Below are 12,944 nucleotides of genomic sequence, written 5' to 3' on the forward strand. Positions count from 1 at the left end.
TGTATGCTACAAATGTAGACCTAAGCAGGGGGAGAGGGAATGACGACCCTTATTTACAAAAGTGACGTTGAACATTTAATGTTAGAACAAGATAAATTATTAACTAAAGGCGGCGAAGTTATCGTTATACTTATGAAAAACTTAATGAGAGTTATATTGTCATAAGAAAGTTAATGTTGCGGCACTGGATGCCGATTAGCGATAATGTGACCGCTGTCATTCCTGGTTGGAGGAGTTAACCCTACTTTCGTGCATTATTTCAAAAACAGATCATGACCAAAAATATTTTTATTGCGACAGCAGAGCCCTACAGCGGGAAATCAATCGTTGCACTCGGGCTTGTTAACATGCTCCTGGGAAAGACGCAACGGGTCGGCTATTTCAAGCCTATTGTCAATTTTCACCCTCTTGAAGAGAAAGACATTCACGTTCAAACGATAATTGAACATTTCGGGTTGCCAATTAACTACGAAGATACATATGCGGTTACGAGGCAGGAAGCGATGCGTCAGATAGAGGGAGACAGTCAGGGGCAGATGATGGACCTTGTTATCAGCAAGTTTAAGAAGATAGAAGCAAATTACGATTTCACAGTAATAGAAGGAAGCGACTTTATTGGCGAAGGTGCGGCATTTGAGTTTGAGGCCAATATTTCAATAGCAAAAAATTTAGGAGCACCTGTTATCATCGTAGTATCCGGAGAGAATAAAACGACTGCACAGGTGATCAACTCGGCTCATACGATGTTAAGAAATTTTGAGGCACGGGAAATGCAGGTTCTGGCGATTGTGGCAAACCGGGTTAAGCCTGATCAGGTGGATGATGTACAGGATTTGCTTAAAGTTCAGCTTCCCGAAGGATCCATACTGGCGGTTATACCGGAAGATAAGGGCCTACAGAGCCCATCCATGAAAGAGATATATGAGAATTTAGGTGGAAAGCTCCTTTTTGGCGAAGACCAGTTGACTAACCAGGTCGATAATTTCGTTACCGGTGCGATGAATGTGCCAAACTTTCTGAATCATATTAAGGAGAACGTGCTGATCGTAACGCCCGGAGATCGCGGTGATATCATTATCGGTGCGCTTCAGGCAAATCTGTCTACCAATTACCCTAAAATTGCAGGTGTGGTGCTGACTGCCGGATCAGAGCCTGAAGAGCCTATTATCAGACTGTTGCAAGGTTCACAGACGGTATTCCCGATTATCGCGGTGAAGACGGGGACGTTTCAAACTATTACGCAGATCGATTCTATCAAGCCAAAGATTACAACTGATAATGCTAAAAAGATCCAGCTGGCGATTGATACCTTCAGCAAGTATATGGACATGCAATCGCTGGATGAGAAGATTATCACGTTCACACCTGAAGGCATTACGCCGCATATGTTCCAGTATCAGCTGGGACAGTGGGCGAAGAAGGAGATCAAAAATATTGTATTGCCAGAAGGTCATGACGACAGAATACTTAAGGCCGCAAGCCGGTTGATCAAACAGGAGATTGTTGAGCTGACCATCCTGGGAGATATCGATATTATAGCTGCATCAGTTAAGAGGCTCGGACTCGATCTGGACCTGAGTGCAGTTCGTATTATCAATCCTGCCAAGTCTGAGTATTACGGAGAGTACGTAGAGACGCTTTATGAATTAAGAAAGAATAAGAATGTAACCATTGAAATGGCCAGGGATCTGATGACAGACGTATCCTACTTTGGAACTATGATGGTCTATAAAGGGCATGCTGACGGAATGGTTTCTGGAGCTGTTCATACTACCCAGCACACCATCAGACCCGCTTTGCAGTTTGTGAAAACGAAGCCTGGGATTTCGGTAGTGTCGTCTGTCTTTTTCATGTGTCTGCCTGATCGTGTATCGGTATTTGGCGATTGTGCAGTAAATCCGAATCCTAGTGCGGAACAACTTGCTGAGATTGCTATATCCTCAGCCGAAAGCAGTATCCTTTTTGGTATTGAGCCTCGTATTGCTATGTTATCTTACTCTTCAGGAACTTCAGGGGAAGGTGAAGACGTGGAGAAAGTGCGCAGAGCTACTGAAATAGTTAAAGCAAAGCGTCCGGACCTGAAGGTAGAAGGGCCTATTCAATATGACGCGGCGGTAGATCCGGTTGTTGGTAAGCAAAAGCTGCCAAATTCTGAGGTTGCGGGTCAGGCCAGCGTGCTAATCTTCCCGGATCTGAATACGGGTAATAATACTTACAAAGCTGTTCAGCGTGAGACAGGTGCACTCGCTATCGGTCCTATGTTGCAGGGTTTGAATAAACCCGTTAACGACCTGAGCCGCGGTTGTACGGTAGATGATATCTTCAACACGGTCATCATTACGGCGATCCAAAGTCAACAAAGCTAATTTTTTAATAGAAAAGGATGAATATTTTTGTGGTAAACTGCGGAAGCAGCTCAATAAAATACCAATTGTTTAAGTGGCCGTCTGAAAGTCCAATTTGCTCCGGTCTGGTAGAACGCATCGGCCTTGAGGAGTCGATTATCACGCATAAGGTTTATGTCAATGATCAGGAACAGGTGATTAAACGCGTACTGGATCTGCCGGATCATGATGCGGGAATGAAGGAAGTGGGGATGCTGCTTACAGAGCCGGGGATAGGGGTAATCCAGAATCCGGAGGAGATTGAAGTTGTTGGCCATCGGATCGTTCACGGAGGTGAGTCTTTTGTCGAAACCTGCAAGGTGACTCCCGATGTGAAGGAAGAGATTAAACGCCTGGCCATTTTAGCGCCTTTGCATAACCCAGGTCATTATGTAGGTATCAACGTGGCTGAGCACATCTTCAGTAAGGCCACTCATGTGGTTGTTTTTGATACCGCTTTCCACTCGACGATGCCTGAGAAAGCTTTCCGGTATGCTATTCCCGAGAGCTTTTACAATGATTATGGCGTGCGTGTGTATGGTTTCCATGGTACGAGTCATAAATATGTGAGTGAAGAAGCGAGAGCCTACCTGAACAAGCCCGATGCCAAATTGATCACGATTCATTTGGGCAATGGTTGCAGCATGGCAGCGGTTGACGGTGGCAAATGTATCGACACGAGTATGGGCTTAGGACCGCTCGATGGTTTGATCATGGGTACGCGATGTGGTAACATCGACCCATCGGTTGTTTTTTACCTGGTTAATCAGTTAGGATATGACATCGCACAGGTAGATACACTGCTGAATAAGCGAAGCGGTATGCTTGGCTTAACAGGGTTCAGCGACATGAGGGATATACTGAAGGCGATTGATGCTGGGGATAAATGTGCCAAACTTGCATATGATATGTATGCTTACCGCATTAAGAAATATATAGGTTCTTATGCTGCAGCGATGAATGGCTTAGACGCAATCATATTTACTGCGGGCGTTGGTGAGAATGATCCGGATCTTCGCGCGATGGTATGCCGTGATATGGAGTTCCTTGGTATCACATTTAACGAGGAAGAGAATAAGATTCGTGCAAAGGGCTTAAGGGAATTGAGTCTGCAGGATTCTAAGGTTAAGGTACTGGTAGTGCCTACCAACGAAGAGCTGGAGATAGCAAAACAGTGTTTTGAACTGATTCAGAACTAATCCGGGTTCAAAGAAGAGAGAGGCTTTCCGAGAGGAGCAGCCTCTTTTTTTGCAGGCGGTTGGAAGATAAATAATAATGGTTGGTATAAAGTATCTTAGATTACAGTTTCTTTAAGGTATTTTAGGACAATGAATAATTTGCAAAGAGCATGTCTGCACGTATTGATATGGGCTCTTATATTGATTCTATTTGTATATATCAGCAGCCGGAGCGGTAACCTCGGGAATGCGGTGGTTATATTTCTTTATTTCGGCCTGATCAACATCACTGTTTTCTATATCAATTACCTCTACATACTGCCACGCTTTCTAAATAGCAGACGGTATTTGGGCTGTGCTGTCAGCATTCTTCTGCTGATTATGTCGTCTGCGGTAATTAAGTACGCAGTAGCATCTTTTTTCAGGGAAATAGTGCTGATACGCGGGCCCAACAGGGATTATTATGTGACATTTTGGGAGTATATCATTGTCGCGTCCGTAACGGGGGCATTTTTTGTTTTTATCAGTACCGCCTTTAAGTTTGCGGGGGATTGGTTTTTAAATGAAAAGGTTAGAAAGAACCTCGAGAATGAGAAGCTTACTGCAGAGCTGGCCTTTCTTAAGTCGCAAATAAACCCTCATTTTCTGTTTAATTCACTGAATAATATTTATTCCCTCGCTTATCAGCGTTCAGAGAAGACACCTGCTGCCATACTTAAGCTTTCAGAAATCATGAGGTATATGTTGCAGGATAGCAATGAGCCCACTGTGCCGTTGGAACGTGAAATACGGTATCTCCAAAATTATATAGAACTGCAAAAACTGCGCTTCAAGGACGGAGCTTTTGTTAACTTTAGTTATTCCGGGGTCGATGAGAGGATGCAAATTATTCCGCTGATCCTGATTGCATTTGTGGAGAACTGTTTTAAGCATGGTATTGTAACAGATGAAGCCATTCCGCTTGACATCAAACTACAGGTGAGAGCGAGCGAGCTAATTTTTGAGGTAAATAATAAGAAGAACCTCCAGAATAAAGATGTTCTTGGAGGTATAGGATTGAGCAATGTGAAACGACGTCTTGAGTTATCTTATCCGGGAAGATATGAGCTAACCATAGAGAACGGAGGCTTGATCTACTATTGTAAATTAATTTTACATTTATAACCATGATACGATGTTTAGTTGTGGATGATGAACCACTGGCTCTAGATATCCTTACAGACTATATTGAAAAAGTGCCCAGTCTGGAGTTAATTAAAGCAACGACCAGTGCATTTGAGGCCCTGGCTCTTGCGCAGACTGAGGAGGTGGATTTGATTTTCCTTGATGTACAGATGCCGGAATTGACTGGGATTCAGTTTCTGAAAATCATCAAAGGAAAATGTAAGGTGATTCTTACTACGGCATATTCACAATATGCACTTGATGGATATGATCTGGATGTGGCTGATTATCTGCTAAAGCCGATCGCCTTCGATCGGTTTTACAAGGCTGTGTCAAAAGTTCAGGCGCAACAAGTGCAGGAAAAGCCTGCGATGGTCCAGGAAAAGCTGAGTTCAGGTGTGCAGGACTTTATCTTTGTTAAAACGGAGTATCGCATTCAAAAGATCTATATTAATGATATCCTTTATATAGAAGGGCTTAAAGATTATATTTCCATTTTTACGCCCCAGGAGAGGATTATTACCCTTCAGCATATGAAAAAGATGGAAGAAGCGCTCCCTGGAGAGATCTTTGCGCGGGTTCATAAGTCTTATATTGTCGCTATCCCGAAAATAGAAAGCATTGAAAGAGGGCGAATTCAGATAGGGGATAAGATCATACCTATAGGAGACACATTCAGGGAGGGATTTTTCAATAAAATTCAGTACAGAAATATTTAGGCAATATGGTTTCTGATTGCCGTTTCTGCATCTTTTAGTATTTCTTCGGGCGAAGAGCCGTCTGTATCCAATGGCTTAAGGATGGTAATCTTCATGTGTTCGCCAAAGCTCAGCGGGTATTTACCGAAACGGGTGATCTTCCAGGAGTTTGCTATGGCTACAGGAACAACCAATGCGCCGGGAACCTTTTTCATCAAAGTTGTAGCCCCTCCTGGTATAAATGCTTTCATGACGCCATCACCAGAGCGGGTCCCTTCAGGAAATATTGCTGCAGACCAATGGTTATCTCTCATTCTCTTTGCGAGTTTTAAAATTTCTGAGATGGATTGCTTTGGATCCTTTCTGTCGATGTTGGCTGCTCCACCATGCTTAAGGTTAAAGGAGACACTGGGGATACCTCTGGTCAATTCTATTTTAGAGACGAACTTGACATGATATTTTCGCAGGAACCAAATCATGGCGGGCACGTCAAACATGCTTTGATGATTGGCAACGAAGATAATTGATCTGCCCTTGGGTATTTCGTAGGGGTTGATAAAGCTTACGCGGCATCCAATCAGGTAGTAGGTGCTGACCAGGAATAAATTCAAGATGTCGACTGATCGTTTATGGGCAGAATAGCCTCCGATTTTGAGACACAACCATTGTATCGGATGGAAAATCAGCAGAAAAAAAAGAAATGCCAGATAGTGGATAGGGCTGAAAAAATAACCTAAAAGCCTGTTCATTATACTATAGTTGGTTTTCTAATAATAGAATTTTTAATCGTAGGATGGCAGCTATGCTCATTGAATCTGTAATCTTATTGTTAATGACCATTTGATAAGCTTCTTCAAAGGGAACCCTCTTTAACTGGAGTTCTTCTGTTTCTTCAGGCTGAGCCTGGCCTATGCTCAGGTTTCTTGCCAGAAAAATAATACCAAGTTCATCAGATACAGAGTTTGAAAGATGTATGTGCTGCAGTTCGGTCCAGCTTTGAGCTGTCAGCCCAGTTTCTTCTATGAGTTCTCTTTTTGCCGATTCGAGTGGTGAGAGGTGCAAGGGGCCTCCGCCTTCGGGTAGCTCCCAGCTGTATTGATTGAGCGGGAACCTGTACTGGCCGACCAACCAGATGTGCTGCTCATCATCCAGAGCGATGATGGCGAGGGCATAATTCTGGAAATGGACTTTACCGTAAATGCCTTTTCCGCCGGACGGATTAATAACGTTGAACTCCGTTATGCTGATCCAGGGATTTGTATATATCTCTTTCTGCGATAAAACCTGCCAGGGATTTTTGTCCTCGTTAATCATGGTGCAAAATAATGAAAAAGCCTTCTGATTTGGTGCAGAAGGCTTCTTTATTTAGACATTGTTTTACAATCCGAAGGCTGCTTTTACCTTTTCGAGGTAGTCGAGCTTTTCCCATGTGAATAGTTCCACCTCTATGGATTTCTTTTCACCATTGGCGGCTTCAAATACTTTCGTTATCGTCTCAGGGTTACGGCCCATATGTCCGTAAGCGGCTGTTTCAGAGTAGATAGGGTTGCGTAGCTTCAGGCGAGTTTCGATACCATAGGGCGTTAGGTCAAATATTTCCAGGATCTTTTCCGCTATTTCTCCATCCGTAAGGCCGACCCTGGCTGTGTCATATGTATTTACATAAACACCCATTGGATCTTTCACACCTATTGCATAGGACACCTGCACAAGGATCTCGCTGCAAACTCCGGCGGCAACCAGGTTTTTTGCAATGTGACGCGTCGCATACGCAGCGGATCGGTCAACTTTGGAAGGATCTTTTCCTGAGAAAGCGCCTCCACCGTGTGCGCCTTTGCCACCATAGGTATCGACGATGATTTTTCTCCCGGTTAATCCGGTATCACCGTGGGGACCTCCTATAACAAATTTGCCGGTAGGGTTGATATGGTATTTGATTTCGTTATTGAATAAGCGTTGCGTTTCAGCAGGAAGCATAGACTTGATCCTCGGGATGAGTATGGAGATGATATCTTCTCTGATTTTATTTTGCATTTCCGCTTCCGAACCAAAATCATCATGCTGGGTGGATACAACGATGGTATCGATGCGGATAGGCCGATGATCATCGCTGTATTCAATCGTTACCTGTGATTTAGCATCCGGGCGAAGGTAAGATATCTCATTGTTTTCCCTGCGCAAGGCAGCAAGTTCGATCAGGATCTTGTGTGCAAGGTCGAGCGCAAGCGGCATGTAGTTAGTTGTTTCGCTGGTGGCATAGCCAAACATCATTCCCTGATCTCCAGCTCCCTGCTGCTGTTTTTCCTGTCGGTCGACTCCCTGATTGATATCTGCTGACTGTTCATGAATAGCAGACAAGATTCCGCAGGAATTTGCCTCAAACATGTATTCAGATTTGGTATAGCCAATTTTCCGGATAACGTCGCGGGTGATTTTCTGCACATCCAGATACGTATTTGATTTCACTTCTCCAGCAAGGATTACCTGTCCGGTTGTTACGAGCGTTTCGCAGGCAACCTTCGAATCCGCATCCCAAGCCAGAAAATTATCAATTAATGCATCTGATATTTGGTCAGCGACTTTGTCCGGGTGACCCTCGGACACTGACTCAGAGGTAAATAAATACGGCATATTTGTAGTTTAAGATATAAATGCTTAAGGAAGACGACGAGGCTAAGACCAGCAAGTGTAAAAGAAAGCATGTATTAGCAATTTTTTTACGTGGTTGCAATCTTATTCCGGAGGAACAAAGCAAATCAGTCCACTTAGCGATGCAAATTTAGAAGATTTTTTATATTATGAGAAATTAAAACCTAATTTAGCGACGAAAAGAACTACTTGTAACTGATTGAAAAAGAATATATTATTTGTAATAAACCCAATATCAGGGGGTAAGAATAAGCGGGATTTTCCATTATTGGCAAAAGAGCATCTGGATATGCAGATGTATAATTCTGAATTCGTTTACACGAAACATCCTAAGCATGCGTTTGATCTGGCGCGAAAAGCTGTGAAGGATAAAGTGGATGTAGTGGTGGCTGTTGGAGGAGACGGCACAATCAATGAGGTTGGATCAGCGATTGTGGGGACTGAAACGAAAATGGGCATCATTCCCTGCGGTTCGGGAAACGGACTGGCACGCTCGCTGGGGATTCCCTTGAGCTGGAAGAAGGCTGTAGTCAGACTTAACGAATTTCGTTCTCGCCGGATTGATAGCGGTACGCTAAACGAGTTTCGTTTTTTCAATATGGGGGGCTTGGGTTTCGATGCGCACATCAGCAATGAATTCGCTGCGTTAAAAGGGAGGGGTCTTAGCGGCTATGTGAAGAAGGCATTCTCAGAGGTGTTGAATTATAAACCAGGGCAGTACAGACTGGTAATTGACGGGAAGACTTTTGAAAGGGAAGCGTTTATGATCAGTTTTGCCAATTCAAGTCAATATGGGAATGACGCGCATATTGCTCCAAAAGCACTCTTGGATGATGGGATCCTTGATATATGTATAATTAAACCGTTTCCTTTATATCTCTTTATTTCAATGGGTTTGAGAATGTTTTCAAAAACTTCTGAGCAATCTAAGTATGTTGAAATAATAAAAGGCGAATCTGTACGTATTGAATCTGTTACTAATACACTAGTACATATTGACGGGGAAGCTAAAATGATTGAAAAAGAAATTTTTATTTCTGTTGACCCGTTATCACTTTCTGTGCTATATTAGCTCTTATGTCAAAGAGAAGTAACATAAACGGAGTGGTTTTTTCCACTGACCCCGATTTCGAGTACACATACGAAACGGATCAGGAAGAAGCTACGCTGCCGCCGTCTCAGCAGGACCTGCGAGTTCAGCTGGACAAGAAGCAAAGAGGAGGGAAGGCTGTTACTTTGATCACAGGTTTTAGAGGAACGGTATCAGACCTTCAGGACTTGGGGAAAAAATTAAAAGCTAAATGCGGAGCAGGGGGCTCAGCGAAGAACGGAGAAATAATTGTGCAGGGAGATTTTAGAGAAAAGATCCTAGAATATTTAAGATCTGAGGGTTATAAAGCGAAAAAATCGGGGGGATGAGTTAAGAAACGAGTTTATCTGTCAAACATAGAGCCTTTTTGCTTCAGATGTTTGCATTTCCAGAAAAAAATGGTTTTTATTGTATCAGATTATCAAAAAAGTTACCTAAAAAGTAGGAGAGGAGTAAAATTACTGATTGAAATAGTGCCTGAAAGTGGGCTTATAAATGTAATTTAAATCACATTTTTATTAATTTCAAAATTCTATTTTTGTTATCGTATCATTGCAAATAAGTAGCAACTATTATATTAAATTAAAACTAAAAACTAAATTTCAAGAAGAATGGCAACCGCACCAAAACCAACAACTGCGAAGAAAGAAAGCACTGGTTCAAACCTTTTCGCAAGTTTGACCATCGTTATCTGTATTATTATTGGAGTACTAATCTGGAAGTTCGTAATGGGACATCCGGGCAATTTCGGCGAAGATGGACAACCACTACCAGGAAACTTTCCTGGAATGATCTATAAAGGCGGTGTTATCGTTCCGATTTTATTCGGGATGCTTTTAATGGTAATCGTTTTCTCAATCGAGCGTTACATCGTAATTTCTAAAGCTGCAGGATCGGGAAGTGTTGAAGTTTTTGTAAGAAAAATTCAAACTTTATTATCAGCAGGTAACATTGAGTCAGCAATGACTGAGTGTGACAAACAAAAAGGATCTGTAGCAAACGTGATTAAATCAGGTTTGAAAAAATACAGAGAAGTAGAAGCAGATCAGGGCTTGGATACTGAGCAGGCTTCATTAGCAATTCAGAAGGACATTGAAGAGGCTACAGCTTTGGAAATGCCAATGCTTGAGCAAAACCTGACAATTATTGCAACTTTGGTATCGGTAGGTACATTGGTTGGTCTGTTAGGAACAGTAACAGGTATGATCAAGTCGTTTGCGGCCCTTGCGACTGCAGGTGCGCCTGACCAGGCTGCGTTAGCAAACGGTATCTCTGAGGCTTTGATTAATACAGCTACAGGTATTGCGGTATCTACTATTGCGATTATCATGTACAACATCTTTACATCAAAGATTGATAAGCTGACTTACTCCATTGACGAAGCTGGCTTCTCGATTGTTCAGACTTACGCAAGTACGCATAAATAATATTGAAAAATAATTCCGGATCACTTATGGAATATCCGGAATTATTTCATCAATGAGATATACAGATAAAGGAATCAAATTAAAATATTACAATGCCTAGAGTAAAAGTACCTAGAAAGAGTACCGCTATTGACATGACGGCAATGTGTGATGTGGCTTCCTTGTTGTTAACATTCTTTATTTTAACAGCAACTGCCCGTCAACCAGAAGCGTTGACTGTAGATACGCCTACTTCGACGGTTAAGATCAAGCTTCCGGAATCGAATATTGCCACTATTACGGTAGGTCATGGCAAAGTTTTCTTCGGAGTTCAGGGTCAGCCTATTCGCGAAAGGGTGTTACAGAAAATGTCAGAGCGTTATAAAGTTCCGTTTAGTGCGGAGGACATAAAGCGTTTTTCTTTGATGGATAATTTCGGAGTTCCGATAAATCAATTGAAGCAGGTTATCGATATGAAAGGTGCAGACAGAAATAAAGAAGGTTTGCAGCCAGGTATACCGGTAGATTCTGTGGGAGGTGCAGCTTCACAGCTTCACGAGTGGATTTATCAGGCACGTATCGCCACGAAGGAAATTAATGACGAATCTCTTCGTATCTCGATTAAAGGAGACGCTAACGAAGAGTATCCGACAATTAAGAAGATAATTGATATTTTACAAAAACAAAAAGTTAATAAGTTCAGTCTGGTAACTTCTATGGAAGGTGCTGACTAACTGTTACAGAAAACGTAGAATAATAAAATGGCAGAATTAAATAGTGACGGCGGCGGCGGCGGTAAAAAGGGTGGCAAGGTAAGAAGTAAGAAGCAGTCTACGAGGGTCGATATGACCCCAATGGTGGATTTAATGTTCTTACTGATCACTTTCTTCATGCTAACGACTACGCTTGCAAAACCCCAGGCGATGGACCTGGCGATGCCAGACAAAGACGATAAGAACAAAGATGAGCAATTAGATGTTGCGGATACGCGTACCATGACCGTCTTGCTTGGCAGTAAGAACAAAATCGAGTGGTTTGTTGGACTTGCTGACAATCCGATATCTGCTCCTACTGTAGAAGATTTTGGCAAGAACGGGATTCGTAAGGCGATCATTGAGAAATCTAAAGATATTAAGGCATCAACGGGCAAAGATATGATTGTCATCATCAAGCCCAGCGACAAGTCTAACTACAAAAACCTTGTAGATATCCTGGATGAGATGAAGATCACGAACATCAAGCAGTATGCGATTGTTGACATCAACACACCGGAGATAGAATTGCTTAAACGCGATGGTGTTTACTAAAAGACTGATGGAAAACTCCATTGATGAAATAAGATAAAAATGGCAAAATTAGATATTTTTAACCGCGAGTGGATTGACGTTGTCTTCACTGGGAGGAACCAGGCTTATGGTGCTTACCAGTTACGGAAGAACAACGCTAAGACCACGAACAGAGCTTTGCTGTTTGGAAGTATTGTTTTTATACTGGCTATGAGCTCGCCTCTGATTGCCAAGTATATCAAAGGTATGTCTCCGGACGATGACAGCGACAATAATATTATTCAAACTGAGGTGGTTTTAACTCCTCCTCCTCCGGTGGATGAAGCAGCTCCACCACCGCCACCAGCTGCGGAACCTCCTAAGCCGAGGGTTGACCAGGTGCGTTTTCCGCCTCCGGTCGTGGTTCCTGCTGAAAAGGTGAGGGATGAAGAACCGCCAACTGTGGAAGAACTGAAAGTTGCCGATCCTGGTCAGAAAACTATCGCTGGTGACCCCAATGCGGACATCCGAATTGATGAGCCTGTAGGCGAGGCGCCTCCGACTAAGGCGGCAGTTGTGGAAGACAACGCGGTATATGACTTCTCTAGTATCGAGCAGATGCCGGATTTCCCGGGAGGTATGCCTAAGTTTTATGCTTATGTTGGTAAAAATTATACCTATCCAGCAGCAGCAAGAGAGCAAGGAGTATCAGGTCGTTTGATCATGAGTTTCGTAGTAGAGAAAGACGGAAGTTTAACAGATATTAAAGTGTTGAGGGATCTTGGAATGGGTACCGGAGATGAGGCTATCAGGTTGCTGAAAAAGGCGCCGAAATGGAAGCCAGGCATCCAGAATGGTAGACCTGTTCGTGTTCAGTACACTTTACCGATCATGTTGAACCTGGAGGGACAATAGAAAATGTTTAAAAGAGAAAATCAGCAAAAATCGCCCCAAAAGCGATTTTTGTTTATTTTAGGGTCAGTGATGTTTGTGTTCTACTTTGTGTTGGGACTAACAATTCTGTTTTGGGAAGACATACCACTGAACCTGAGCAGAACTTATCGAATCGTTTTCGGTTCTTTTTTGATTATATACTCGTTCTTGAGAATG

General features: G+C 42.8%; 13 protein-coding genes. 10 read left to right on the forward strand and 3 right to left on the reverse strand.

Features of this window, described 5'->3' with window-relative positions; all coding sequences use genetic code 11:
• The first annotated feature begins 272 nt into the window (after positions 1-272).
• The 4 genes from pta to ACKI5J_RS08055 all read left to right on the forward strand — a co-directional run bounded on the left by pta (position 273) and on the right by ACKI5J_RS08055 (position 5,445).
• A complete protein-coding gene (gene pta / locus ACKI5J_RS08040; protein ID WP_407428309.1) occupies positions 273-2,366 on the forward strand; it encodes a phosphate acetyltransferase in 2,094 nt (697 codons plus the stop codon).
• 17 nt (positions 2,367-2,383) lie between these two features.
• On the forward strand, positions 2,384-3,583 hold the full coding sequence (locus ACKI5J_RS08045; protein WP_407428311.1) for an acetate/propionate family kinase: 1,200 nt from the start codon (positions 2,384-2,386) through the stop codon (positions 3,581-3,583).
• Between the two features lie 129 nt (positions 3,584-3,712).
• On the forward strand, positions 3,713-4,726 hold the full coding sequence (locus ACKI5J_RS08050; protein ID WP_407428313.1) for a sensor histidine kinase: 1,014 nt from the start codon (positions 3,713-3,715) through the stop codon (positions 4,724-4,726).
• A gap of 2 nt (positions 4,727-4,728) precedes the next feature.
• Positions 4,729-5,445, forward strand: a complete 717-nt coding sequence (locus tag ACKI5J_RS08055) for a LytR/AlgR family response regulator transcription factor (RefSeq protein ID WP_407428315.1) — start codon at positions 4,729-4,731, stop codon at positions 5,443-5,445.
• On the opposite strand, the gene ACKI5J_RS08060 is transcribed toward ACKI5J_RS08055, so the two are convergent.
• The 3 genes from ACKI5J_RS08060 to metK all read right to left on the reverse strand — a co-directional run bounded on the left by ACKI5J_RS08060 (position 5,442) and on the right by metK (position 8,055).
• Complete coding sequence (locus ACKI5J_RS08060; RefSeq protein ID WP_407428317.1) at positions 5,442-6,173, reverse strand: lysophospholipid acyltransferase family protein; 732 nt, start codon at positions 6,171-6,173, stop codon at positions 5,442-5,444. The two genes, ACKI5J_RS08055 and ACKI5J_RS08060, sit on opposite strands and share 4 nt — an antisense overlap.
• A 4-nt stretch (positions 6,174-6,177) precedes the next feature.
• Positions 6,178-6,738: an NUDIX domain-containing protein gene (locus tag ACKI5J_RS08065; protein ID WP_407428319.1), complete on the reverse strand. Its 561-nt coding sequence runs from the start codon at positions 6,736-6,738 to the stop codon at positions 6,178-6,180.
• Positions 6,739-6,801: 63 nt separating this feature from the next.
• Positions 6,802-8,055: a methionine adenosyltransferase gene (gene metK, locus ACKI5J_RS08070; RefSeq protein ID WP_407428321.1), complete on the reverse strand. Its 1,254-nt coding sequence runs from the start codon at positions 8,053-8,055 to the stop codon at positions 6,802-6,804.
• A gap of 217 nt (positions 8,056-8,272) precedes the next feature.
• Between metK and ACKI5J_RS08075 the strand changes: the two genes are divergently transcribed.
• From ACKI5J_RS08075 to ACKI5J_RS08100, 6 genes are all read left to right on the forward strand, one after another.
• Positions 8,273-9,145 (forward strand): diacylglycerol/lipid kinase family protein, encoded by an 873-nt coding sequence (locus ACKI5J_RS08075; protein ID WP_407428323.1) that lies wholly within the window; start codon positions 8,273-8,275, stop codon positions 9,143-9,145.
• 5 nt (positions 9,146-9,150) lie between these two features.
• Positions 9,151-9,492, forward strand: coding sequence for a translation initiation factor (locus tag ACKI5J_RS08080; RefSeq protein WP_407428325.1), 342 nt, complete (start codon positions 9,151-9,153; stop codon positions 9,490-9,492).
• A 282-nt stretch (positions 9,493-9,774) separates the two neighbouring features.
• Positions 9,775-10,590 carry a MotA/TolQ/ExbB proton channel family protein gene (locus ACKI5J_RS08085; RefSeq protein WP_407428327.1) on the forward strand — a complete coding sequence of 272 codons (816 nt, stop codon included), beginning with the start codon at positions 9,775-9,777 and terminating at the stop codon, positions 10,588-10,590.
• 92 nt (positions 10,591-10,682) lie between these two features.
• Complete coding sequence (locus tag ACKI5J_RS08090; RefSeq protein ID WP_407428329.1) at positions 10,683-11,303, forward strand: ExbD/TolR family protein; 621 nt, start codon at positions 10,683-10,685, stop codon at positions 11,301-11,303.
• A 27-nt stretch (positions 11,304-11,330) separates the two neighbouring features.
• Positions 11,331-11,876 carry an ExbD/TolR family protein gene (locus tag ACKI5J_RS08095; protein ID WP_407428331.1) on the forward strand — a complete coding sequence of 182 codons (546 nt, stop codon included), beginning with the start codon at positions 11,331-11,333 and terminating at the stop codon, positions 11,874-11,876.
• 39 nt (positions 11,877-11,915) lie between these two features.
• The gene (locus ACKI5J_RS08100; RefSeq protein ID WP_407428333.1) at positions 11,916-12,749 is read left to right on the forward strand and encodes an energy transducer TonB; all 834 of its coding nucleotides are present in this window, start codon (positions 11,916-11,918) and stop codon (positions 12,747-12,749) included.
• The last annotated feature ends 195 nt before the right edge of the window (positions 12,750-12,944 follow it).

Source organism: Arcticibacter sp. (assembly GCF_045629565.1).
Taxonomy (GTDB): domain Bacteria; phylum Bacteroidota; class Bacteroidia; order Sphingobacteriales; family Sphingobacteriaceae; genus Arcticibacter.

What these genes read in the sequence shown, in the direction of transcription:
- pta (WP_407428309.1), top strand. Translation starts at nt 273, where the DNA reads ATGACCAAAAATATTTTTATTGCGACAGCAGAGCCCTACAGCGGGAAA.
- ACKI5J_RS08045 (WP_407428311.1), top strand. Translation starts at nt 2,384, where the DNA reads ATGAATATTTTTGTGGTAAACTGCGGAAGCAGCTCAATAAAATACCAA.
- ACKI5J_RS08050 (WP_407428313.1), top strand. Translation starts at nt 3,713, where the DNA reads ATGAATAATTTGCAAAGAGCATGTCTGCACGTATTGATATGGGCTCTT.
- ACKI5J_RS08055 (WP_407428315.1), top strand. Translation starts at nt 4,729, where the DNA reads ATGATACGATGTTTAGTTGTGGATGATGAACCACTGGCTCTAGATATC.
- ACKI5J_RS08060 (WP_407428317.1), bottom strand. Translation starts at nt 6,173, where the DNA reads ATGAACAGGCTTTTAGGTTATTTTTTCAGCCCTATCCACTATCTGGCA.
- ACKI5J_RS08065 (WP_407428319.1), bottom strand. Translation starts at nt 6,738, where the DNA reads ATGATTAACGAGGACAAAAATCCCTGGCAGGTTTTATCGCAGAAAGAG.
- metK (WP_407428321.1), bottom strand. Translation starts at nt 8,055, where the DNA reads ATGCCGTATTTATTTACCTCTGAGTCAGTGTCCGAGGGTCACCCGGAC.
- ACKI5J_RS08080 (WP_407428325.1), top strand. Translation starts at nt 9,151, where the DNA reads ATGTCAAAGAGAAGTAACATAAACGGAGTGGTTTTTTCCACTGACCCC.
- ACKI5J_RS08085 (WP_407428327.1), top strand. Translation starts at nt 9,775, where the DNA reads ATGGCAACCGCACCAAAACCAACAACTGCGAAGAAAGAAAGCACTGGT.
- ACKI5J_RS08090 (WP_407428329.1), top strand. Translation starts at nt 10,683, where the DNA reads ATGCCTAGAGTAAAAGTACCTAGAAAGAGTACCGCTATTGACATGACG.
- ACKI5J_RS08095 (WP_407428331.1), top strand. Translation starts at nt 11,331, where the DNA reads ATGGCAGAATTAAATAGTGACGGCGGCGGCGGCGGTAAAAAGGGTGGC.
- ACKI5J_RS08100 (WP_407428333.1), top strand. Translation starts at nt 11,916, where the DNA reads ATGGCAAAATTAGATATTTTTAACCGCGAGTGGATTGACGTTGTCTTC.